The organism is Halobaculum halobium (assembly GCF_030127145.1).
Classification (GTDB): Archaea; Halobacteriota; Halobacteria; order Halobacteriales; family Haloferacaceae; genus Halobaculum; species Halobaculum halobium.
In genome coordinates, this window is sequence record NZ_CP126158.1 from 2,241,704 (window position 1) to 2,263,840 (window position 22,137).

The 22,137-nt window shown below is 69.9% G+C and carries 26 protein-coding genes and 1 tRNA gene; 17 read left to right on the forward strand and 10 right to left on the reverse strand.

The annotated features are described in order from the left end of the window. The first annotated feature begins 97 nt into the window (after positions 1–97). From ubaA to P0Y41_RS11665, 4 genes are all read left to right on the forward strand, one after another. Entirely contained in the window at positions 98–913 is an 816-nt protein-coding gene (ubaA, locus tag P0Y41_RS11650; protein ID WP_284061501.1) for an SAMP-activating enzyme E1, read from the forward strand. A 148-nt stretch (positions 914–1,061) separates the two neighbouring features. Continuing rightward, positions 1,062–1,502, forward strand: a complete 441-nt coding sequence (locus tag P0Y41_RS11655) for a PaaI family thioesterase (protein ID WP_284061502.1) — start codon at positions 1,062–1,064, stop codon at positions 1,500–1,502. Between the two features lie 98 nt (positions 1,503–1,600). Next, positions 1,601–2,737, forward strand: a complete 1,137-nt coding sequence (gene citZ / locus P0Y41_RS11660; protein ID WP_284061503.1) for a citrate synthase — start codon at positions 1,601–1,603, stop codon at positions 2,735–2,737. Positions 2,738–2,842: 105 nt separating this feature from the next. Next, positions 2,843–3,103, forward strand: coding sequence for a hypothetical protein (locus tag P0Y41_RS11665; RefSeq protein ID WP_284061504.1), 261 nt, complete (start codon positions 2,843–2,845; stop codon positions 3,101–3,103). Positions 3,104–3,189: 86 nt separating this feature from the next. On the opposite strand, the gene P0Y41_RS11670 is transcribed toward P0Y41_RS11665, so the two are convergent. Further along, entirely contained in the window at positions 3,190–4,584 is a 1,395-nt protein-coding gene (locus P0Y41_RS11670) for an MATE family efflux transporter (RefSeq protein WP_284061505.1), read from the reverse strand. Positions 4,585–4,696: 112 nt separating this feature from the next. On the opposite strand from P0Y41_RS11670, the gene P0Y41_RS11675 reads away from it, so the two are divergent. The 5 genes from P0Y41_RS11675 to P0Y41_RS11695 all read left to right on the forward strand — a co-directional run bounded on the left by P0Y41_RS11675 (position 4,697) and on the right by P0Y41_RS11695 (position 7,461). Further along, a complete protein-coding gene (locus tag P0Y41_RS11675) occupies positions 4,697–5,197 on the forward strand; it encodes a gamma-glutamylcyclotransferase family protein (protein WP_284061506.1) in 501 nt (166 codons plus the stop codon). 269 nt (positions 5,198–5,466) lie between these two features. Continuing rightward, positions 5,467–6,678 (forward strand): threonine ammonia-lyase, encoded by a 1,212-nt coding sequence (ilvA, locus tag P0Y41_RS11680; RefSeq protein ID WP_284061507.1) that lies wholly within the window; start codon positions 5,467–5,469, stop codon positions 6,676–6,678. Positions 6,679–6,766: 88 nt separating this feature from the next. After that, on the forward strand, positions 6,767–7,147 hold the full coding sequence (locus P0Y41_RS11685) for a Rid family detoxifying hydrolase (RefSeq protein ID WP_284061508.1): 381 nt from the start codon (positions 6,767–6,769) through the stop codon (positions 7,145–7,147). After that, complete coding sequence (locus P0Y41_RS11690) at positions 7,148–7,351, forward strand: DUF7981 family protein (protein ID WP_284061509.1); 204 nt, start codon at positions 7,148–7,150, stop codon at positions 7,349–7,351. A 28-nt stretch (positions 7,352–7,379) separates the two neighbouring features. Continuing rightward, a tRNA-Ser gene (locus tag P0Y41_RS11695) sits at positions 7,380–7,461 on the forward strand. A 241-nt stretch (positions 7,462–7,702) separates the two neighbouring features. Here the strand turns inward: P0Y41_RS11695 and P0Y41_RS11700 are convergent. Beyond that, positions 7,703–8,350, reverse strand: coding sequence for a riboflavin synthase (locus P0Y41_RS11700; RefSeq protein ID WP_284061510.1), 648 nt, complete (start codon positions 8,348–8,350; stop codon positions 7,703–7,705). A 95-nt stretch (positions 8,351–8,445) separates the two neighbouring features. On the opposite strand from P0Y41_RS11700, the gene P0Y41_RS11705 reads away from it, so the two are divergent. Next, positions 8,446–9,090, forward strand: coding sequence for a DUF502 domain-containing protein (locus tag P0Y41_RS11705; RefSeq protein WP_284061511.1), 645 nt, complete (start codon positions 8,446–8,448; stop codon positions 9,088–9,090). Between the two features lie 84 nt (positions 9,091–9,174). Then, positions 9,175–9,432: a DUF7533 family protein gene (locus tag P0Y41_RS11710; protein WP_284061512.1), complete on the forward strand. Its 258-nt coding sequence runs from the start codon at positions 9,175–9,177 to the stop codon at positions 9,430–9,432. Between the two features lie 5 nt (positions 9,433–9,437). Here P0Y41_RS11710 and P0Y41_RS11715 read toward each other — a convergent pair whose 3' ends face one another. The 6 genes from P0Y41_RS11715 to P0Y41_RS11740 all read right to left on the reverse strand — a co-directional run bounded on the left by P0Y41_RS11715 (position 9,438) and on the right by P0Y41_RS11740 (position 16,065). After that, positions 9,438–10,706, reverse strand: coding sequence for a M24 family metallopeptidase (locus P0Y41_RS11715; protein WP_284061513.1), 1,269 nt, complete (start codon positions 10,704–10,706; stop codon positions 9,438–9,440). After that, on the reverse strand, positions 10,707–12,560 hold the full coding sequence (locus tag P0Y41_RS11720; RefSeq protein ID WP_284061514.1) for a UvrD-helicase domain-containing protein: 1,854 nt from the start codon (positions 12,558–12,560) through the stop codon (positions 10,707–10,709). It lies immediately after the preceding gene. A 190-nt stretch (positions 12,561–12,750) separates the two neighbouring features. Continuing rightward, on the reverse strand, positions 12,751–12,933 hold the full coding sequence (locus P0Y41_RS11725) for an HVO_0416 family zinc finger protein (protein WP_284061515.1): 183 nt from the start codon (positions 12,931–12,933) through the stop codon (positions 12,751–12,753). Positions 12,934–13,125: 192 nt separating this feature from the next. After that, positions 13,126–14,655: a carboxypeptidase M32 gene (locus tag P0Y41_RS11730; protein WP_284061516.1), complete on the reverse strand. Its 1,530-nt coding sequence runs from the start codon at positions 14,653–14,655 to the stop codon at positions 13,126–13,128. A gap of 75 nt (positions 14,656–14,730) precedes the next feature. Then, positions 14,731–15,150: a hypothetical protein gene (locus P0Y41_RS11735; RefSeq protein ID WP_284061517.1), complete on the reverse strand. Its 420-nt coding sequence runs from the start codon at positions 15,148–15,150 to the stop codon at positions 14,731–14,733. A 63-nt stretch (positions 15,151–15,213) separates the two neighbouring features. Continuing rightward, positions 15,214–16,065, reverse strand: coding sequence for a deoxyribonuclease IV (locus tag P0Y41_RS11740; protein ID WP_284061518.1), 852 nt, complete (start codon positions 16,063–16,065; stop codon positions 15,214–15,216). Between the two features lie 168 nt (positions 16,066–16,233). Here P0Y41_RS11740 and P0Y41_RS11745 point away from each other — a divergent pair, with 168 nt between their 5' ends. Together P0Y41_RS11745 and P0Y41_RS11750 are read left to right on the forward strand one after the other, a co-directional pair. Then, entirely contained in the window at positions 16,234–16,935 is a 702-nt protein-coding gene (locus tag P0Y41_RS11745) for a DUF4396 domain-containing protein (RefSeq protein WP_284061519.1), read from the forward strand. A 101-nt stretch (positions 16,936–17,036) separates the two neighbouring features. Beyond that, complete coding sequence (locus P0Y41_RS11750; RefSeq protein WP_284061520.1) at positions 17,037–17,585, forward strand: peroxiredoxin family protein; 549 nt, start codon at positions 17,037–17,039, stop codon at positions 17,583–17,585. 39 nt (positions 17,586–17,624) lie between these two features. Here P0Y41_RS11750 and P0Y41_RS11755 read toward each other — a convergent pair whose 3' ends face one another. Next, positions 17,625–18,485, reverse strand: coding sequence for a lipoate--protein ligase family protein (locus tag P0Y41_RS11755; protein WP_284061521.1), 861 nt, complete (start codon positions 18,483–18,485; stop codon positions 17,625–17,627). A 129-nt stretch (positions 18,486–18,614) separates the two neighbouring features. Here P0Y41_RS11755 and P0Y41_RS11760 point away from each other — a divergent pair, with 129 nt between their 5' ends. From P0Y41_RS11760 to P0Y41_RS11775, 4 genes are all read left to right on the forward strand, one after another. Then, the gene (locus P0Y41_RS11760; RefSeq protein ID WP_284061522.1) at positions 18,615–19,532 is read left to right on the forward strand and encodes a serine/threonine-protein kinase RIO2; all 918 of its coding nucleotides are present in this window, start codon (positions 18,615–18,617) and stop codon (positions 19,530–19,532) included. 67 nt (positions 19,533–19,599) lie between these two features. Then, the gene (locus P0Y41_RS11765; RefSeq protein ID WP_284061523.1) at positions 19,600–19,908 is read left to right on the forward strand and encodes a hypothetical protein; all 309 of its coding nucleotides are present in this window, start codon (positions 19,600–19,602) and stop codon (positions 19,906–19,908) included. Between the two features lie 133 nt (positions 19,909–20,041). After that, positions 20,042–20,632 (forward strand): 50S ribosomal protein L15e, encoded by a 591-nt coding sequence (locus tag P0Y41_RS11770; protein ID WP_284061524.1) that lies wholly within the window; start codon positions 20,042–20,044, stop codon positions 20,630–20,632. A gap of 120 nt (positions 20,633–20,752) precedes the next feature. After that, a complete protein-coding gene (locus tag P0Y41_RS11775; RefSeq protein ID WP_284061525.1) occupies positions 20,753–21,439 on the forward strand; it encodes a rhomboid family intramembrane serine protease in 687 nt (228 codons plus the stop codon). A 32-nt stretch (positions 21,440–21,471) separates the two neighbouring features. On the opposite strand, the gene P0Y41_RS11780 is transcribed toward P0Y41_RS11775, so the two are convergent. Then, positions 21,472–22,080 carry a uracil-DNA glycosylase gene (locus tag P0Y41_RS11780; RefSeq protein ID WP_284061526.1) on the reverse strand — a complete coding sequence of 203 codons (609 nt, stop codon included), beginning with the start codon at positions 22,078–22,080 and terminating at the stop codon, positions 21,472–21,474. Between the last annotated feature and the right edge of the window lie 57 nt (positions 22,081–22,137).

Below are 22,137 nucleotides of genomic sequence, written 5' to 3' on the forward strand. Positions count from 1 at the left end.
TCACTCGCGCCGCTCGACGGCCGGAACCGCGTGCGGGCCACCGTCCGACACTGCCGTCGGCAGGGCGCTTATGCCCTCCGGCGAGCAACTTCACGACATGACCGGACTCGCGCTCGACTCGACCCAACTCGACCGCTACTCGCGCCACATCATCCTCGACGAGGTCGGCCCCGAGGGCCAGCAGGCGCTGCTGGAGGGCTCCGCCCTGGTCGTCGGTGCCGGCGGGCTCGGCTCACCGGTCATCCAGTACCTCGCGGCCGCCGGGGTCGGCCGAATCGGAGTCGTCGACGACGACGAGGTGGAGCGGTCGAACCTCCAGCGGCAGATCATCCACGCCGACGCGGACGTGGGCAGGCCGAAAGCCGACTCCGCCGCCGAGTACGTCCGCCGACTCAACCCCGACGTGGACGTGGAGCCCCGCGAGACGCGCCTCGACCCCGACAACGCGGCGGACCTGATCGCCGAGTACGACGTCGTCGTCGACGCGTCAGACAACTTCAGTACGCGCTATCTCGTCAACGACGTGGCGCGCCTGACCGACACCCCGGTCGCCCACGGCTCAATCTACAAGTTCGAGGGGCAGGTGACGACCCTGGTGCCGGGGGGTCCGTGCTACCGCTGTCTGTTCCCCGAGGCGCCCGAGCCCGGGGAGATCCCCGACTGCGCGAGCACGGGCGTGCTGGGCGTCCTCCCCGGAACCGTGGGCTGCATCCAGGCGACGGAGGCCGTGAAGCTCCTGCTCGATGCGGGCGAGGTGCTGGACGGCCGGCTCCTGTTTTACGACGCCATGGACACGACGTTCGAGACGGTGCCGTACCGACGCAACCCGGACTGCCCGGTGTGCGGCGACGACGCGATCGACTCCATCGAGGGAATCGACTACGACCACGGCTGCAGCGTTACCGCCGACTGAACGCGGCTCGGGCGGGACACGCCGGCGGTGAGCCGGCATCGGCGACCCGCCTTCCCTCTCGCGGTGCCGGCTTCGGTCCGTTTTTCCTCCCCGCTGTCGACGGCGGGCGTATGGACGACGCAGCAGCGCGAGCCGAGCGGGGTGAGCGATGACCGTCGCGGACCTACTCAACGGGATGCCGTTCGCCGACCACCTCGGGATGGAGGTGGTGGAGGCCGCAGAGGGGCGCGCGGTCGTCGAACTCCCGATGCACGAGGACCTCTCCTCGGTCCCGGGCCGTCAGATCGCTCACGGCGGCGTCACGTACGCGTTGGCGGACACGGCTGCGGGCGCGGCGGTCATCTCCTTGCACCACAAGCCGACACCGACTGTCGACATGCGGATGGACTACCTCGCGCCGGCGACGACCGACCTGCGCGCGGAGGCGACCGTCGTCCGCGACGGCGGCAGCGTCGCCACCGCGGAGGTACGGATCGAGGACGTGGACGGGACGCACGTCGCCGACGCGCGCGGGACGTTCAAGACGGGCGGCGGCGGCGACGGCGGCGCGTGGGGCGTCACCCCCGGCGACGACTCGCTGGCGGAGTAGTCCGTCGCGGTCGGGGCGCAGCGGCGTCGCGCCCGGTGGAGTGTGTGGGTTCTTCCCGAAAGATAACGCTTTTCGGCCGCCCCTCGGAAGTCCGAGGTATGTCCGACGAACTCAAGCGGGGACTGGAGGGCGTCCTCGTCGCCGAGTCCGACCTCAGCTTCATCGACGGTGACGAGGGCAAACTCGTCTACCGCGGCTACGCCATCGAGGACCTCGCTCAGCACGCCTCCTACGAGGAGACGCTGTTCCTCCTGTGGAACGGGGACCTGCCGACGGCGTCGGAGCTGTCGGCGTTCGAAGACGCGATGAGCGCCGAGCGCGGGCTCGACGACGACACGCTTGAGACGGTCACGCGCCTCGCGGAGGCCGACGAGGAACCGATGGCGGCGATGCGCACCGCGGCCTCGGCGCTGTCGGCCGCCGACCCCGACACCGACGCCGACCCGACGGACCCCGAGGCGAACGTCCGGAAGGCCCGCCGCATCACGGCGAAGCTGCCGACGGCGCTGGCGGCGTTCGCGCGCGTCCGCGACGGGGATGAGCCGGTCGAGCCGCGCGAGGATCTCGACCACGCCGAGAACTTCCTGTACATGCTCAACGGCGAGGTGCCCGACGAGGTCACCGCCGACGTGTTCGACCAGGCGCTCGTGCTTCACGCCGACCACGGCCTCAACGCGTCCACCTTCTCGGCGACGGTGACGGCCTCCACGCTCGCGGACATGCACTCGGCGATCACCGCCGCCGTCGGCACGCTCTCCGGGAGCCTCCACGGCGGGGCCAACGCGAACGTGATGCGGATGCTCCAGGAGATCGACGAGGCGGACCAGGAGCCCGTCGAGTGGGTGACGCAGGCACTGGAAGAGGGCCGTCGCGTCGCCGGCTTCGGCCACCGCGTGTACAACGTGAAGGACCCGCGCGCGAAGATCCTCGGCGACCGCTCGGAGGCGCTGGGCGAGGCCGCCGGCGACCGCAAGTGGTACGAGATGAGCGTCGCCATCGAGGAGTACATGGCCGAGGAGAAGGGTCTCGCGCCCAACGTCGACTTCTACTCGGCGACGACGTACTACCAGATGGGCATCCCGATCGACATCTACACGCCCATCTTCGCGGTCTCGCGGGTCGGCGGGTGGGCCGCCCACGTGATGGAGCAGTACGAGGATAACCGCCTGATCCGGCCGCGCGCCCGCTACGTCGGCGAGAAAGACGCCGAGTGGACGCCCCTCGACGAGCGATAGGCGGTAGCGAGCTCCGGTCGATCGGGTTTCGGCGCTATGGCTCCCGAGACGCGTGTTCGCACGCGTCCGAGCAACGGTTATGTCCTCTGCGGCTGTACGTGTAGTATGGCTCTCAAGATCAAAACCCCACGAAGCGACGAGTACAGCGAGTACGCCGAGAAGGTCCGAAGCGAGGCTCGGAGCCGAGCCGGCGAGCGCGGCGCGCTCGTGCGCCACGAGGTCGGCGACCGCATGTTCGACCTCATGACCGACTACTTCCCCGAGGAGTACGCCGCGCGGCGTCGCGAGGAGCTGATCCGCACGTTCGGCGTCGGCGTCGCCGTCGGCTTCCTCGGACGGGAGGCGGTGCGCTACGCGCGTCGCTGAGGCGACAACTCACACTGCTCCCGGACTGCGGCGTCTGACTGACCGCCTCGATTTTGTCGCTACCGTTTCCGTGAGCGCCGCGGCTCTCACGAGCTCTCGGTCTCCGCTCCGGTTTCGCCCCCCTCGGTACCGCGTTCGGCCATCATCTCGGCGGCCCGCGACGCCCAGTCCGTGTACCGGAATCCCCAGAGGACGATCACGGCCATACAGACGTACTGGAGCCCGACTGCGAGGTATGCGCCCCGCGCCCCGAAGCCGAGCAGGTCGCCGACGACGTACGTCGTGCCGAGCAGGAAGCCGAAGGTGCCGACGAGGCGTCCGACGAGCGGCACTCGCGTCTCGCTGGCGCCCTGCAGCGCGCCGGAGAGCACGGTGAAACCCACCAGGAACGCGGCGGTCGCGCCGTACACCCGGGCGAACGCGACCGCGTGCGGAACGGTTCCGGGGTCGTCTGTGAACACCGCGACGAACGCGGGCGCGAGCGCGACCAAGAGGACGCCGATGACCCCGACGGTCGCGAGTCCGAGTCCCGTCACCGCGTAGCCGTTGTACCGCGCGCCGGCGGCGTCGCCGTCGCCCAGCGACTGGCCGACGACGACGCTGGCGGCGACGTTGTAGCCGCGCGAGAGCGGCCCGGTCACCTGCTGGTACATTCGGCGACCGATCTGGAAGCCGGCGTTGACCTCGGTGCCGAATCCGAGCAGGAGGGCGTTGAAGGGGAACTCGGCGATCGTCGCCGAGAAGCCCTCCAGCACCCGGGGCGCGGAGACGCGCACGAGCTGGCGGGCGATCACCGTATCGCGGGGACGGACGAGGCTCGCGTCGGCCCACGAGGTCGCCATGGCCGCGAGCAGGAGGGCGGCGGTGAGCACGTTCGCGGCGGCGGTGGCGATGCCGACGCCGACGATGTCGAGTCGCGGCGCGCCGAACAGGCCGAGGCCGAGCACGACCGACCCGGCGATGTTGAGCGCGTTCGCGGCCACGTTCACGTACATCGGCGTTCGGGTGTCGCCGGTACCCTGCAGCGAGCGCGCGCCGATGAGCGCGACGTGGCGCGCGGGCGCGGTCGCGAACACGATAGCGAGGTACGTCCCGCCCAGCGCGGCGGTGTTCGCATCGGCGCCAAGGAGCGCGATGATCGGCTCGCCGAGGAACAGTCCGATGAACACGAACGGGACCCCCGCGAGCAGGCCCATGAGCACCGCCTGGGTGACGGCCTCGTCGCGGTTGGCGTCGGCGGCCGCACCGGTGTCCTGGCTGGAGAGCGCGATCGCGCCCCCGCCGAGGCCCAGCCCGATCCGAAGGGGGAACCGCGCGTACAGGTCCGCGAGCCCGATCGCGACGACCGCGGCGGGAGAGAACTGCGCGGTAACGATGATGTCGGTCGTCCGCATCGCGGTGCGGAACGTCTGCTCGGCCATCACGGGCCACGCGAGCGAAAGCACGCGGCGCCAGACGCCGAGCAGTCGCTCGCGATCCATATCGACCCCCTCGTCCGGACTCGGTTTGGCGGTTCCGGAAGCGGCACGGCCTGGAATGGTGTCTCGGCTTTCACCCCCAAACAGCCAAGCCCGCGGGCGGGCTGTGGCCGACATGGACGTCTTCGTGTACGGGACGCTGACCGAACCAGCCCACGTTCGCGAACTGCTCGACTCGTTCGCGTACGTCGGCGCCGCGACCCTCTCGGGACTGCGCGTCGTCGAGGGCCGCTACCCGACGCTCGCGCCGCCGTCGGAGACCGTCGATGCCGGCGGTGACGCCGACGGCGACGCCATCGACGGGACCGGCCCCGTGGGAGCCGACAGCGACACCGGAATCAGCGTCGACGCGGCGGTCGGCGGTCGGCTGCTGCGCACCGACGAGATAGCGGCGCTCGACGCGTACGAACGTGTCAACGACGGCCTGTACACGCGTGTCTCGGTCCCGCTGGTCGCGCCCGACGGCACGCGGCGGGGCGAGGCTGCGGTGTACGTCGGCGATCCCGAGCGACTCGACGCGCCGGCGTCCTGGCCGGGATCGGGCCCCTTCGAGGCGCGCGTCGCGCGCACGGTCCGCGACCGCGGTGTCACGGTTCGGATACAGCCGCAAGGTTGAAGCGCGCGACGCGAAGCGGACAAGCGTCTGACGGCGGTACTACGGGACCGCTGTCTTGCGGTTTTACTTACACTCCGCGTGACTTACCTTTTTATACTCGGGGTGCCTGTCTCCTGTTGCACGTCACACGCGTGCATTCCCCCTCTTTCCCCACTTGACACCGCCAGCCGTCGGCTCGCGAGCGCGTCGTCGGGCCGCCGGCGACGGCAGGCGGCCGGCTCGGCTGCGGTGACCACAACCGATACACCGGCGACCGGCGAAGCCCGGGTATGCTTGGCTACGAGGACGTGCTCGCCGCCCGCGAGCACGTCGAACAGGTCGCGGTACGGACCCCTCTGAACTACTCGTTCAGCTTCTCGGAGCTGACAGGGGCGGACGTCCACCTGAAGCTGGAGAACACCCAGCGGACCGGCGCGTTCAAGATCCGCGGCGCGATGAACCGGATCGCCGCCCTCAGCGACGAGGAGCGCGAGCGCGGCGTCGTCACCGCCAGCGCCGGCAACCACGCCCAGGGGGTCGCGCTCGCGGCCACGCGGGCTGGCGTCGATTCGACGATCGTGATGCCGAAGTACGCGCCCGTCTCGAAGGTCGAGGCGACCAAACGCTACGGCGGCGACGTCGTCCTCCACGGAATCGACTACGACGAAGCGCAGGAACGCGCCCACGAGATCGAGCGGACGGAGGACAAAGTGTACGTCCACGCCTTCGAGGACGAACGCGTGATGGCCGGTCAGGGGACGATCGGTGTAGAGATCGCCGAGCAGTGCCCCGAGGTGGACACGGTCGTCGTCCCCATCGGCGGCGGCGGGCTCATCTCCGGGGTTGCGACGGCGCTGAAGGGCGCGCTCGACGACGTGCGCGTCGTCGGCGTGCAGGCGGCGGGGGCCGACTCGGCCGCGCGCTCGGTGCGGGAGGGACGCCGCGTCGAACTGCCGGGCGTCGACACCGTCGCCGACGGCATCGCGGTGCGGGAGGTCGGCGAGCACACGTTCCCGTACATCCGCGAGCGCGTCGACGAGGTGGTGACCGTCGACGACGAGGCGATCGCCGAGGCGCTCACGCTCCTGCTGGAGCGGTCGAAGACGGTCGTCGAGGGCGCCGGCGCGGTCGCGCTCGCGGCGGTGCTTGAGGAGACGTTCGACTACGAGGAAGACGAGGTGATCGTCCCCGCGCTGTGCGGCGGGAACATCGACATGAACACGCTGATCACGGTGATCCTCCGCGGGCTGGTGCGGATGGGTCGCTACCTCAAGGTCTCGCTGGAGCTGAAGGACCGCCCCGGAGAACTGGAGCGCGTTGCGGGGATCATCGCCCGCGAGGACGCCAACGTGTACGCGCTGAGCCACGATCGAACCTCCCGCGATATCGCCGTCGACGCAGCTGACTTGGAGATCGAACTGGAGACCCACGGCGACGAACACGCCGCCCGCGTCGTCGCCGCGCTGGAGGAGGCCGGGTACGACGTGGAGATCGAAGCGTAGCGTCGGCCCCGCCGGAGCGGCTCGTCCGCGACGGCGGATCGACCGCACTCCCCCGCGATTTATGCGCCGGCCGGACGGAGTCTCGCTCATGAAGGAGATCGTCTCCACCGACGAGGCGCCGGCGGCGGTCGGCGCGTACAGCCAGGCGACGACGAACGGCGACCTCATGTTCACGGCGGGGCAGATCCCGCTGACGACAGGCGGCGAACTGAAGAACGACGCACCGATCGCCGAGCAGACGGAGCTCGCGCTCGATAACCTCCTCGCGGTCGTCGCGGAGGCGGGTGCGGACGCCTCGGACGTCCTGAAGACGACGGTGTTCCTCGCGGACATCGACGACTTCGAGGCGATGAACGAGACGTACGCCACCTACTTCGACGAGGAGCCGCCGGCGCGCTCGGCGGTGCAGGCGGGCGCGCTCCCGAAGGGCGTCGGCGTCGAGATCGAGGCGGTCGTCGACGTGTCGTAGGTGTCCCGCGAGAAGTCGGCGCTGCTGTGGGGCGCAGTCGGGCTGTTGGTCGTGCTCGCGGGCGGGCAGGCGCTGGTGTTGCTGGGGCCGGGGCTTCCGTTCGGGTTCGCGGAACTGTTCGCGCTCGCGGTGGCCGTAGGCGGGGTCGTCACCGGCGCGTCGTACGGTCTCGAGCATCGACTGACGCGGAAGGGACAGGCTTAAAACTCACAGCGGGGTAGGATCGATGCGAGCCAGGATGGCCGAGTGGTAAGGCGCACGCCTGGAAAGCGTGTTCCCCTATGGGATCCAGGGTTCAAATCCCTGTCCTGGCGTTTTGACGGAACCGAACTCGGGAGCCACCGGTCAGTTAATTCCTCTCGCAGCGACACGTGCGACGAGCACGGACGGCCCCGACCGGCCCGGCCCCTATCAGTCCCACCCACAGCTCCCGTCCCGCAGCCACAGCCTCCCCAGCCGATTCGCTTCCTCGCTACCGCTCGGTCGCTCATCCCTCGCGCGCTCCCGGCGGACACGGAGGTCCGCCGCCGCGAGCCACCGCAGAAGTGTCGTTCTTCAGTCGTCCGCCGACGGAGCAGGCGCGTCGAGCAGCGACTCCGCGTACCCCGCCAGCATCTCCTCGACGTACTTCGCGACCACGTCCACCTCGACGTGGACCGGGTCGCCCGCGTCCTTCCCGGCGAGGTTCGTCAACTCGTAGGTCGTGGGGATGATCGCCACGTCGAACTCGTCCTCGCGCTTCTCGGCGACGGTCAGCGAGATGCCGTCGAGCGCGACCGACCCCTTGTCGACGACGTACTTCCCGAAGCCCTCGGGGATCGAGAAGGTGAACCGCCAGTCCTCGCCCACCTGCTCGATGGCGGTGATCTCCGCAGTCGTGTCGACGTGCCCCTGCACGACGTGGCCGTCGAAGCGGCCGTCGGCGGCGAGCGCGCGTTCGATGTTGACGGCGTCGCCTTCGCGGAGGTCGTCGAGGTAAGTCTTCGCGACCGTCTCGGCCGCGAGGAACACGGAGAACCACGAGCGGTCGTCCGCGTCGCGCTCGCCGAACGCCTCGGCCGTGAGACAGACGCCGCTGACGGCGATCGACTGGCCGTGATGGAGGTCGTCGAGGCCGTCGGCGGCGACGCGCAGACGCAGGCCCTCGGGCGTCTCCTCGCGCCCGACTACCTCGCCGGCGCGCTCCACGATTCCGGTGAACATACGCGAATCGAGGATCTCACGAGCGGAAAGCGTTCTGGTACCGTGACGGTCGCGACGACGCAGGGACTTATGACCGATGGGGGCGCTCGGTCGGTATGGACGCGATCGCGCGGCTGCGTTCGAGCTTCGTCGCGGGGCTGTTCGTGGTGCTCCCGCTGGCGGTGACGCTGTTCGTTCTCGACTGGGCGGTCGACCGACTCACCGGGACGCTCGCTCCCGTCGTGAGCGGGAGTGGGCTCTCGGCGCTCGTGGGCAACGAGGCGCTGGCGACGGTCCTGGCGGTCGTCCTCATCGCGTTGGGAATCACGTTCATCGGGTTCGTCGTCTCCCACGAGGCCGGCCGACGACTGTTCGGGGGATTCGAGCGCGGGGTCCGGCTCTTCCCGATTGTCCGGGCGGTCTACTTCGGCGTCAGGCAGGTGAGCGAGTCGCTCGCGACGCCCGGCGACGGCTTCGACCGCGTCGTCGTCGCGGAGTTCCCACGCGACGGCACGTGGGCGGTCGGGTTCGTCACCAACCCCGCCCCGCGGAGCGTTCGCCGGGCGACCGACGAGGAGCTGATGACCGTTTTCTTCCCGCACAGCCCCAACCCCACCGCGGGAAAGCTGGCGATGATGCATCCCGAGGACTACGCGGAGATCGACATGAGCGTCACCCGCGGCCTCCGACTGCTCGTCACGACGGGGCTGTCGGTCGACGACCCAGATCGACTTCCCCCGGCGGTCTCCCCCGGCGAGTGAGCTCCGGAGGCCGGTTCGAGGCGAGGGATCCGACGCCGGAGCGCGGGCGACAGCGTTTCAATCCCCGCCGCAGTATCGACCTGCGTGGCGCTCGGCATCCTCGAACAGGTCGGACTCGCGGCGACGCTGATATTCGCGCTCCCGGTCGCCGTCTACGGCGTCCAGTCGATACTCGGCGGACGGACGATGGTCGGTGCGTTCGCGCTGACCGTCGCCGTGTTGATGGTCGTGCTTCCCCGTCGGCTCACCAGCCCGGACGACATCCCGTCGAAGGCGGCCGAGACGGCCGTCGGGGCCGTCGTCGAGTCGCCCGACGAGTCCGACGAGGGCGAGGAACGGTAACCCGGCTACTCGCCGTTCCTGTCCCGTGGCGGTTCGCCGTCCCGATTTCCTGGCACCAGCGAGAACGGGTATTCCCCGAGGAGTTCGTAACCGTCGTCAGTGACGGCGACTAGGTCCTCCAGTCGCACGCCGCCCTCCGCCGGGTCGTACACGCCCGGCTCGATCGTGACCACGTTGCCGGCCTCCAGTTCCCCGTCGCCCCCCAGCGACGGCCCCTCGTGAAGCGAGACGCCGACGCCGTGACCCGTCGAGTGGGTGAAGCCGACCTCGTCGGAGTCGATCCGGAAGCCGTGGGCCGAGAGTTCGGCGGCGGCCTCCCCGTGGACCGTCGAGGCCGGGACGCCGGCGGCGACCTCGTCGAGGGCGGCCTCCCGCGCCCGCTCGACCGCGAGGTACGCCCGGCGCTCCCAGCCACCGTCGGGGTCGACCGCGAACGTCCGCGTCACGTCGCCGTAGTAGCCGGCGGGGCCCCGCGGCGACACGTCGATCAGGACGGTCTCGCCCGGCCTGATCACGTCGGTGCCGGTGTAGTGGAGGTCCGCCGCGGTCGCGCCGGCGCCGATCACCGTGTTCCCGGCGTCGCGGACGCCGTGGGCCGCGAGCACCTCGTTCACCTGTCGGCGGAGCCGCTCCGTCGAGAGCACGCCGCCGTTCCAGCGGACCGCGCCGTCACCGCCCTCGGCGTCGGGATCGGGAGTCGCCTCCGCCAGCACCTCCTCGGCGCGGGCGATCCCGCGGACCGCCGCGCGCTGGACGCGCCGAAGTCGGTCGATCTCGGCGTCGGTCTTCGTCGCCCGGGCGCGGGTGAGGACGTCCGTCGAGGCGATCTCGTAGCCCGCCTCCTCGAGGTAGACGGCGGCGTCGTGGGGGATCCCCTGCGGAACGAGCACCGTCCCCGCGTCGGCGCCGGCGGCCGCGAGCGCCGCGGCGGCGCGGACGCCGGCGGGATCGCCCTGCCGTTCGGTCTGAACCGCGTCCCCGGGGAACTCACGGCGGGCCTGCTCGCCGAACAGTGCGGGGGCACAGAGGCTCGTGTGGACGCCGCTCTCGCCGTCGTTGGGATCGAGGGCACCGCCACCGCTGTCGGCATCGTCGCCGTCGACGGTCGCCACGAACGCGTACTCGCGATCCGGGCCCGAAAACCGAGTGAGCCAGCGGAGGTCGTCGTCGAAGCGGTCGCCGACGGCGACGAAGCCGACCGCGTCTCGGTCGGCCATCTCGGCCGCGATCGGGGCGTAGTCGGTGCCGAGCGTGTCGGGGACCCCGCCGAGCATCTACGCTTCGGGTTCGGGCGCCTCGGTCGTCTCGACGATCTCGTCGACGATCGCCTGCGGGTCCTCGTCGCGGATCTCGTTGTGGAGCACCACCGATATCGGAAGCGTCGGGGCGCCATTCACGAGGTTCTGCATGAGGACGAGTCGCTCGCGGGCGCGAGACATCCCGACGTAGAAGACGCGGCGCTCGTTGTTCGTCAGCACCGGCACCGGGCTCGTGGACTTCGTGAACTCCTCGCCGTCGACGCCGGTCACGTCGAGCCCCTCCTGCTCGGCCTGCGCGGCCATCTGCTCGACCACCTTCTCGGTGAGATCGGTGTTGACGAACACGTGGTCGGCCTCGCGACCCTTCGCGGAGTGGATCGTGCCGAGGCGGACGCGGTTCGGGTCCTCCCCCTCGTAGTCGCCGGCGAAGTACGCCTTCACCGACTTCCGCTGGAAGCTTGTGATCTTCCGGGCCATATCGGCGGCCGCCGGCCCGTCCGGCATGAACGGGACGTAGTCGTTCACGTCTTCCGGCGACAGCGGGATCTCCGCGAGGTCGTCCGCTTCTGCGGTCTCTTCCACGTCGTCGAGGAAGTCGTACAGCTCGTCGCGGTCGTTGCTGCCGAACGCCGAGTCCTGGAGGATGTCGGCGAGCCGGCGCGCCTGCAGCGCCGTCATCGCTTTCCCCTCCTCGACGGCCTCGACCGCGCGGACGTAGTCGGTGAGCCGATCGGTCCACATCCGCTGGTCGGTGAGACAGGAGAACGGGATCCCCTCGCTCATGAACTCGTCGATGAAGTCGAACATCTGATAGCGCGCGCGAAACAGCAGCATCACCGTCTCGTCGTCCGTGCTGCGGACGGTGTGGCGAACGTTCCGCACGAGGTCGAGCATCGACGGGGAGTCGACGGCCTCGACGGCGCCGCCCTCCTTGCGGGGCTTGAGGTCCTTCTCCTGGCGCTTGTCGATGTGGCGGATCTCCGTGTTGACGACGTTGAGAATGTTCGAGGGGAGGCGGTAGGAGTTCGGCAGCACCTCGTCGTTGTCGACTTCCGTGTCGAGCAATAGCGCGGGGTCGGCGCCCTGCCAGGCGTACACGACCTGGTCGTCGTCGCCGGCGATGAGGGCCGTCTCCATGTGGGGCTTCCACTCCTGGTACACGTCGTACTGCAGCGTCGTGATGTCCTGGAACTCGTCGATGACGAGGTGGTCGACGCTGGGAAGCAGCGAGCGCTGCGCGACGCGTTCGAGCATGTCGGCGAAGCCCACGAGCCCCTCGTCGCCCTTGTACGCCCGCCACGCGCGGATCGCCTCCGGCACGTCGAGGCGGTCGTCGTCGCCGGGCCACGTCGGCGTGTACTTGTTCCCCTCCTGTGCGTTCGGGTCGATCTCGGGGGGCAGCCGGACCTCCTCGACGTCCCACTGGAACGGCACGTCGTACCAGTCGGCCACGTCGCGCTTGGTGCGCTGGAGCCACTGCGAGGTGGCGATCACCTTGTTCCCGAGCGTCGTCGACCGCGCGGTGCGGCGACCGCCGCCGGAGTACTCGTCCTCGAACTCGACGCCGTAATCGTCGCAGAACTCCTCCTTGTCGTCCTCGCCGACCACGTCGCCTCGCGAGAGGTTCAACAGCTCGTACGCCTTCGCGTGCATCGTGGCGACGTTCCCCTGCAGGTGGCGGGGGGTGGTGTCGAGCCGCTCGGCGAGGCGTTCCCGCACCTCGGAAGCCGCGGCGCGCGTGTACGAGACGACGAGGATGTCGCGGATGTCCGCTCCCTCGTCGATAAGCCCCTCGACGCGGTCGAGGAGCGCGGTCGTCTTCCCGCTGCCCGGACCACCGAACAGACGGGTCACCGTCGGGTCGCTCATTACTGTGTCCACTCGGCCGCGACTCATAAGCGCCGTGGCTTGCGCCAGCGAACGGACGTGTCTGGAACGCAGAAGGTGTGTCTCGACGCGCTCGCACTGTGACGGGATCGCGACGACGAGCGCGCGAAGCGATCAGCGGTCGGTCAGCGGTCGATCGACGTCGCTCAGCAGTCGGTCAGCAGGCCGGCACTCACGGCTCGGGTCGCCACCCGCACACCGAGCACTCGACAGCGTCGCCCTCGTGAAGTCCGCCGCAGTCAGGACACTGTTTCTTGTTATAGGACTCCTCCCATCGGGCGGTCTCCACGTCGTGGCCGCGACTGGTCAGGAACTCGTCGAACAGGTCGCCATCTGGGCTCGGTGCCGACGCCATACATGGTACGCTATACCATGGCTGCACATATACCTTCTGGCGAGTCTCTCAACCGTGAAATCGACCGACGGAGTCAACAACGACCCCCGATTCGATGCGGAACGGTCGGATCGCGGTTCGGGTGTCCTCGTGGCCCGCCACGCGCTCGTCGCGCGGCCATCGACGCGTCCGTCGTGCGGTCTCGCCAGCCGCTCAGAGCCCGTACAGCTCGTCGAACTTCGCCTCGACGTAGTCGAGGAAGTACTCGGCGGTCAGCGGCTCGCCGGTCGCCGCTTCGACCAGGTCGTCGGTCGGGTACCGCCGGCCGTGGCTGTGAACGTGTTCGGTCATCCACTCCCACAGCGGTTCGAGGTCGCCCTCGCGGATCAGCGCATCTACGTCGCCCAGGTCCTCGCGCATCGCGTGATCCAGTTGCGCCGCCAACACCGACCCGATGGTGTACCCCTGGAAGGCGGCGAAGCGACTGCTCCAGTGGATGTCCTGCAGGCATCCCTCGGCGTCGGTGTCGGGGACGACACCGAGGTAGTCGTCCATCTTCGCGTTCCACACCTCGGGGATCTCCGAGACGCCGATGTCGCCCTCGACGAACGCGCGGTCGATCTCACACCGGAGGATGATGTGGAGGTGGTAGGTGAGTTCATCCGCCTCGACGCGGATTCGGTTGTCCGGGTAGATCTGGTTCACCGCCTCGTACGCCTCGCGCGCGGTCGCGTCGGTGCCGAGGTGGTCGTTCGCCTCCTCGACGAACCCCTCCCAGAACGGCTCGGTGCGCGCGACGTGGTTCTCCCAGAACCGCGATTGCGACTCGTGGACGCCCGAGGAGAGCGACGCCCCCAGCGGCTCGCCGAAGCGGCCGTCCGGCAGCCCCAGTTCGTAGCTCGCGTGTCCGAACTCGTGGACGGTCGCGGTGAACGCGTCCATCGGGTCCTCCGGCTTGAACCGCGTCGTGATGCGGGCGTCGAACTGGTTGCCCGAGGTGAACGGGTGGGCGGAGACGTCGAGCCGGCCGCGGTCGTCGGGGTAGCTCAGGAGATCGAGGACAGCGTCCGAGAGGCCGCGCTGGGTGTCGTCGTCGTACGGCCCCGCCTCGACGAACGGCGACGCGAGGTCGACACCGGCGGCCTCGATATCCTCGATGAGCGGGACGAGCCCCGCCTTCAGTTCCTCGAAGATCTCCTCCAGTCGCTCCAGCGGGAGATACGGCTCCCCGTCCTCGTACATGACCTCGTAGGCGGGGCGATCGGGGTCGATGGCCTCGGCGCGCTCGACGTGCAGGTCCCGCAGCGTCTCCAGCGCGGGCGCGAAGTGAGCGAAGTCGTCGTCGGCCTTCGCCTCCTTCCACACCTGCTGGCCGGCGGACTGCTGCTCGGTCAGTTCCTCGACGAGCGACTCCGGGACCGAGCGATTGCGCTCGTGACGCCGCCGGATCTCGCGGACGTTTGCCGCGCGCTCGCCGTCGAGCTCGGCGTCCTCGGCGGCGTCGAGGGCGTCGCTCATCGCTTCGCTCGTGAGCTTCTCGTGGGTCGTCGCCGACAGCGCCGCCAGTTGCTTGCCGCGGGCGGGCGTGCCGCCCTCGGGCATCGTCACCTGCTGGTCCCAGTAGAGGACGCCGCTGCCGCTTTCGAGATGCGAGACGCGCGCGTACTGCTCCATGAGGTCGCGATACGCCTCGGGCGCGTCGTCGGTGACGGTCGAGTCGAGGTCGGCGGACGGAGGTGCCATGCGCGTGGGTGGGTGGCTCGGGGTATCAAGGTCCGGGTGGCCCGCGCGGATGACCGATTTCGTCGTCGCGGGCGACTACCGCGGCCCCGCGAACGTCGCCGCGCCGTCCTCGACGACGACGCCGCGGCGGAGCACGCCGTCGACGGCCCACCCCACGGTGTACGCGAGCGCGACGAACACGCCGTACCCGCCGGCGAGCGAGAGGAGACCGTTCACCGTCGCCACGTCGGCGCCGAACGCCGCCGTCGACAGCGCGGTGAGGAGGGCGGTGGCGACGAGGACGCCGACGATGTCGCGTCCGTAGACGGACAGCACCGATGCCGCGACGCCGCCGGCGGCGACGCAGGCGCCGACGAGCGCGGCGTCCGCGAGCGCTGCGGGGTCGAACACGCTCTCCGGCGATCCCCACGAGACGCCGAGGATCAGTTGGACTCCGACGGCGCCGGCCGTCCAGAGGGCGAACTGGCCGATCACGGAGGGGAGCGTACGGGTCATCGAATCGAATCGAATCCGGTGGGTGCGGCAGGGGCGTCGGAACTCGCAGCCGCGGGGGCTTCGTTACTCGCGAAGCTCGCGAACGCGCTCGATGTTCCACGCGAACGACTTGCCGTCCTCGGTGGGCGTCTCCAGCACGAGCGGCACATCGCGGAGCTCCTCGTGGTTGATGAACGCGCGCATGCCCTCCTCGCCGATGAGGCCTTCGCCGACGTGGGCGTGCTCGTCCTTGTTGGTCCCGCACTCGTGTTTGGAGTCGTTGAGGTGGACGCACTCCAGGTGCTCCAGCCCGACGACCTCGTCGAGCTCCGCGACCGTCTCCTCGACGCCCTCGGCCGTCGAGAGGTCGTAGCCCGCGGCGAACGCGTGGGCGGTGTCGAGGCAGATGTCCAGGTCCTGCTCGGAGCGCTCCAGCACCGCCGCGAGGTGCTCGAAGTCGCCCCCGAGCTTGGTGCCCGAGCCGGCGTCCGACTCGACGAGGACGGTCACGCTCTCGGGAATATCGAGTTCGTCGAGCGCGCTCGCGGCGTTGTCGAGTCCCTGCTCGACGCCCGCACCGGTGTGGGCGCCCAGGTGGACGTTCACGTACGGAACGCCCAGCCTATCGGCGGCGTCGACCTCCTCTTGCATCGAGCCGACCGACTTCTCGCGGAGGTCCGCTTTCGGCGTGCAGAGGTTCACGAGGTACGACGAGTGGATGACCCACGGGCCGACGCCGTGATCGTCGCTGGCGGCGCGGAACTGCTCGGCCTCGTCGTCGTCGATGTTCGGGCTCTGCCACACCTGCGGGGAGTGCGTGAAGATCTGGCCGCAGTTGCCGCCGTCGTCGACCAGCGCGTCGACCGCGTTGTACGTGCCGCCGGCGATGGACTCGTGTGCCCCGACGCGGAGCGTCGGGTCGCTGTCTGCGCTCATACCCACCGCTCACGAGTCGGAGGGCAAAGCGGCTTCGGAAGCGGCCGTCGCGTCCCCCAGGCGGTTGACCGGCTTGGCGGCGCCCGTGGCACCGGGTCGGCCGTCGCAACCGGGGATCGACCACCACCCATTTGCGGCTCGACCGGCAACGCAACGGGCGCACACGCCATGCAGGTGGACTCAGTCGTCAGTCGCCTCGAACGCGCGTTCGAGCCCGCCCGTGAGCTGCTCGTCCCCCTGTTATCTGAGCCCCGCATCATGGGCACATGGGCCATCGTCGTCGCGGTCTCGACGGCGGTGCTGCTGTGGGATCTCCGCGAGCGAAACGAGGCGATCCCGTCGCTGATGAGGGGCGTCTGGACGCTGACGGTGGTGTACTCCGGGCCGTTCGGGCTGGCGGTGTACTGGTACGCCGGCCGCACACAGATTCCCCGCGACTCGCTCGCGCGGCGCGGCTTCCGGTCGACGGCCCACTGCTACTCCGGCTGCGGCGCCGGCGAGGTGACCGGCATCCTGCTGGCGCAGGGAGTGCTGGGGCTGGCTGTCGGCTGGGTCGCGGCGGCGACGTTCGGGTTCGCGTACCTGTTCGGCTTCGGCCTCACGGTCGGCCCGCTGGTGCAGGAGGGCGTCGGCTTCCGCGAGGCCGTCGCCGATGCGTTCTACAGCGAGACGCCGTCGATCACGGTGATGGAGGTCGTCGCGATCGGGACCGACCTCCTCCTCGCGGCCGACGCGCACGTCGGCGACCTGCTGTTCTGGGGCGCGCTGGCGTTCTCGCTGTCGGTCGGCTACCTCGCCGCCTACCCGGTGAACGTCGCCCTCGTCCGCGCCGGAGTCAAGGGGGGTATGGCGAACCCGGCGGAGCTGTGACGGAACCGGGAACCGCATGGACTCCGGTCGGCCCCACCGGTTATCACCCTCGACACCGGGGACCGTACGCTTATTGGACCGACCGCCGTCTGTCCCGCCAAATGTCACGGTCGGACCCGCCGCACGAACCGAGCGACCCGCTCGACGTGGGCGACCCCGCACCCGAGTTCGCCGGGACGCTCGTCACGCCCGAGGGCGAGACGCGCGAGGCGTCGCTCTCGGAGCTACTCGACAAGCCCGTTCTCCTCAGCTTCTACACCGTCGACTTCAGCCCCGACTGCATCGAGGAGTGGTGCGCCTTCCGCGACTTCGACTGGTTCGCCTCCGGCGAGGAGGTGAACGTCGTCGGCGTCTCCAAGTCTGGGCCGCGCCTGCACCGCCAGTTCATCGACCGGCTCGGTCTGGGCTTCCCGCTGTACGCCGACACGGACCTGGCGATCTCGAAGTCGTTCGGCGTCGCCTACCGGACCTTCGGCGTGTTCCGGCGCTCGCGACGCTCCTGTTTCCTCATCGACGAGGACGGCGTGATCCGCTACCGCTGGCTCGGCGAGCACTGGCTCGACCCGACGCGCGACACGCCGCCGATCGACGAACTCCACGAGACGGTGCAGGCGGAGATCGGCGACGAGCCGGAGACGTTTGGGTTCTGACTCGACCGCGGGGTCGCCGCCGCGCCGGCGACGCCGCCGTCAGCGACTCCCCGGCCGCTCGCGCACCCAGTCGTCCGATCGGTACTTCTCGTCGGCAATCTCCTCGGCGCGCGCGAGTTCCGCGGCGGTCCACTCGCCCTCCTCGGCGTCAGCCCACGTCGCTAGGGCGCCCTCGAACGCGGCGACAGCGTCCGCGCGCGTCGCGTCCGCGTAATCGGTGATCCCCCCGACGCGCTCGGTGAACCGTCCCTCGCTCACGCCGTGGTCGCGGAAGACCGCGAGGTGTTCGCGTGGTGTCGCCTCGAACGTCACCGAGCCGTGCTGGATGATGCTCTGGTCTCGCCTGTACTGCGCGTTGCCCGAGAGCTTCCGCCCCGCGCCGCCGTCGGCGCACACGTCGTGGGCCGGATGGAGCCCTCGGAGGTAGCAGGCGGGCCGATAAATCGGCGGCCGCTCCTCGTCTGCGTAGCCGGCGTCGACGCCGAGCGCACGGAAGGCGGACAGCACCGGCTCACACAGCAGATGGTAGGCGTCGAGCAGGTCGCCCGGGAGTTCCTCGGCGGGCGCGGTGATCGAGTACGAGATGTCGCCGTCGTGGTCGTGGTAGATGCCGCCGCCGCCGGTCTGGCGCCGCGTCACGTCGACTCCGATGTCGGCGCAGTGGGCCCAGTCGACCGTGTCGGGGTCCTGCGCGTAGCCCATCGAGAGACAGGAGGGCTCCCAGCGGTACACGCGGACCGTGCGCGGGCCGCCGCGGGCGGCCGTCTCGGCGGCGACCTCGTCGAGAGCCATGTTCAGCGGCCCGGGGCGCGATTCCTCGCGGATCAGCCGCCACTCGCGGTCGGCGAAGGGGCCTGCCGCGCTCGTGTCACCGCCCCTCGGGGCGTCCGAATCGCTCATACCGACCGTGCGGTGTCGCCGGGCAAAGAGGCCCCGGTCGCGGAGCGACGGGGCGCGGCCGGCGACGACGGAGACGCCGCGACCGGCGCCGCGAACGCCTTTTCACCTCGCGGCGACGACACACGGGTAATGGTCGGGAACGTCGCCGAGACGATGGCCGAGCTCGAGCCCGAGGACTTCTATCTCCTCTCGGGCGTCGAGCAGGGCATGCGGTTCTCCGAGTGGGTGAACGTCGAGAAGATCCCGGAGTACGCCGGGCTCTCCGAGGAGAACGCCGAGTACCGGATCGACCGCTGTGCCGACCGCGACCTGATCCGGCGCAAGACGATCCAGTACGAGGGCTATCAGCTCACCTTCGAGGGGTACGACGCGCTGGCGCTACACACGTTCGCGGAACGGGAGACTGTCACCGGGATGGGCTCGTCGCTGGGCGTCGGCAAGGAGAGCGACGTGTACGAGGTCGAGACGTACCGGCCGATGGCGCTGAAGTTCCACCGCGAGGGGTACACCAACTTCCGCGAGGTGAACAAAGAGCGCGAGTACACCAGCGACAACAACCACGTTTCATGGCAGTACACGGCGCGGAAGGCCGCAGAGCGCGAGTACGGCGCGCTGGAGGACCTCTACCCGCAGGTGTCGGTGCCGCGGCCGATCGACCACAACCGCCACGCGATCGTGATGGAGAAGCTCCCCGGCCCGGAACTGGCGGACGCGAAGCTCCGCTCCGAGCAGGTGGTGGGAGTGCTCGACCTGGTGCTTCGCGAGATGGATCTGGCCTACCGCGCGGGCTACGTCCACGCCGACATCTCCGAGTACAACGTCGCCGTCAGCGACGACGGCGTCGTGATCTTCGACTGGCCCCAGTCGGTCGAAACCGACCACGAGAACGCCGACGAACTCCTCTTTCGTGACGTGGACAACATCCTGAGCTACTTCGGGCGAAAGTACCCCGGCGAGATGCCCGAGGTGGACCCGCAGGTTGTGACCGACGCCGTCCTCGACGGCGAGTTCGAGTCGGTGCGGGCGCTGGCGGAGCCGGAGGCGTAGCCGCCGACCCGGCCGTGACTGCCGACGGATCGCCCCGTTTTTTGCGAGCCGGCCGGATCCGACGGGCGTGAACGAACTCCTCGCGGCGGTACTGTTGGTCGGTGCCGTCACCTCCCCGCGCCTCCTCGCCCGCTACCCCGAACCGCTCTCCCGGCCGTTCGTCGCGGCCGTCGGCACGCTCGCGGTCGCGTACGGCGGACGGGAGTTCCTCCGCGGGTTCGGCGGCGGCTACTACTGCTGTTCGCACCTGTACTACGCGTCCGCGGGCTTCGTCCTCGTGATCGCCGGCTGGTTCGCCATCGTCCCCGCGCTCGGTGTGGCCGCACGCGCACGTCCCGACTCGCTCGACGGCGACGACGCGAAACGCAGCCCTTAACAGCGCCAGCCCGGAAGTACCACCAACTCGCTGGCAGGTGGGCCGCCAGTGGGCACCCGGTACGCCGGGACGAAATGTGGTCGCGCGGGGTGTCCCGCCGCGACTGAATCGCAAGCGCCCGCGGAGACCACCAATGGCACGAAGCTTCTACTCCCACATCAAGGAAGCCTGGCGGAACCAGGACGAGGGCAAGCTCGCGGAACTGCAGTGGCAGCGCAAGCAGGAGTGGCGCACGCAGGGCGCCATCGAGCGCATCGAGCGCCCGACGCGGCTGGACAAGGCGCGCGAACTCGGCTACAAGGCCAAGCAGGGCGTCGTGATGACGCGCGTCTCCGTCCGCAAGGGCGGCGCGCGCAAGCAGCGCCACAAGGCGGGTCGCCGCTCGAAGCGCCAGGGCGTCAACCGCATCGGCCGCCGGAAGTCCATCCAGCGCATCGGCGAGGAGCGCGTCTCGCGGAAGTACCCGAACCTCCGCGTGCTCGCCTCCTACCCGGTGGGCCAGGACGGCTCCCAGAAGTGGACCGAAGTGATCCTCATCGATCCCGAACACCCCGCGATCCAGAACGACGACGAACTCAGCTGGATCTGTGACGACTCCCAGAAGGGCCGCGCGTTCCGCGGGCTCACGAACGCCGGGAAACGCAACCGCGGCCTGAGCCAGCGCGGCAAGGGCACCGAAAAGACCCGTCCGTCGGTGTCGAGCGGCGACCGCGGCGGAAAGTAACGGCCGCGACCCCGAGACCGGATTCACAGTTTTCTCCGGCCCCACGCGCTCACAGCGGCGTCGCTCTCGAAGTCGGCTTCCGAGGAAGTGCTAAGGGCGTCTGTCCCCGAGCACCGTTCGATGAGGCCAGCGGACCGACCGGCGTCGACCGCCGACTGGCGCGCGTTCGTCTCGACGTTGGGCCGCCAGTACCGCGGGGCGCGCACGCGGACGACGCTCACGGTCGTCGCGCTCACGTCTGCGGTGTTCCTGCTCCAGGTTATCGCGACGTGGACGACGGGCGCGCCGTCGGTCCGTGCGCTGACCGCGGTCCTCTATCTCCAAGGCGGCGACGCCGTGTTCCTGCTGTCGCCGTTTCTCCACCGGGGGGCCCTCCACTTCGTCTCGAACGTGCTCGTGTTGCTCGTGCTCGCTCCCCAGGAGCGGCACTTCTCGCCGGGCGGCTACTGGCTCTTCCTCCTCGCGGGCGTGGCGCTCGCGCTCGGCGTCGGCTACGCGGTGCTGGTAGCGTACAGCCCGGCGGCGAACGTCGCCGTCTACGGGATCAGCGGGCTCGGCTACGCGCTCGGCGGGTTCGCGCTCGCGAGGGCGATCTCGAATCCGACCGATCGCTCCGAGTTGGACCTGTTCGCTGCCGTGATCGGCGTTTCGTCTGTTCTCACGGTCGCGCTCAACCTGGTCACGACGCTCCCGCAGACGCCTGCCGCGGTGAACGGCGGGCACGTTTCGGGGCTCGTCTACGGGTTGGTGATCGGCGCGCTGTGGCGCGGTCGACGCACCGCCCCCGAGGCCGCCGACACGCCGTAACAACCGCCGGAGCGACCGACGGCGCGCATCGCTCAGTAGTCGCCGAGCGACGACTGCCCGCTCGCGTCGCCGTCGGTGAGCCCGGACAGCTCTGCGGCTCGCCGGACCGTCTCCTCGAAGGCGTCCGCCTGACTCCGGTCGTACAGCGTCGCCGCCGGGTGCAGACACACAAGCAGCCGGATGGCCGCGTCGCCGACGCGGGCGTCGAACACCTCTCCGGTTTCGTTCGTTACGGCGACCGACCGGCCGAGCAGGTGCTGGGAGGGAACTTTCCCGAGCGTGACGACCAGTTCGGGGTCGACGCGCGCAAGCTCCTCCGCGAGGTAGCCGCGACAGTCCTCCAACTCGTCGGCGTGCGGGTCGCGGTTGTCAGGCGGTCGGCAGCGCACGCAGTTGGTGATCCGAACGTCGGCGCGTGCGAGGCCGGCGTCACGCAGCGCGTCGTCGAGCACCGTCCCCGAGCGGCCGACGAACGGCTCGCCCTGCTCGTCTTCGTTCGCGCCTGGCGCCTCCCCGACGAACACGAGATCCGCGTCGGTCGGCCCGGTCCCGTTGACGATCTGCGATCGCGACTCCGCGAGCGCCGGACAGCGCTCGCAGTCGGACACGCACAGGTCCGCGTCCAGCGACTGCTCGCTCATACGGGAACGCGGTCGGCCGCGGGGGTAAGTCTACTCGTCTCGGGCGTCGCCAAGCGA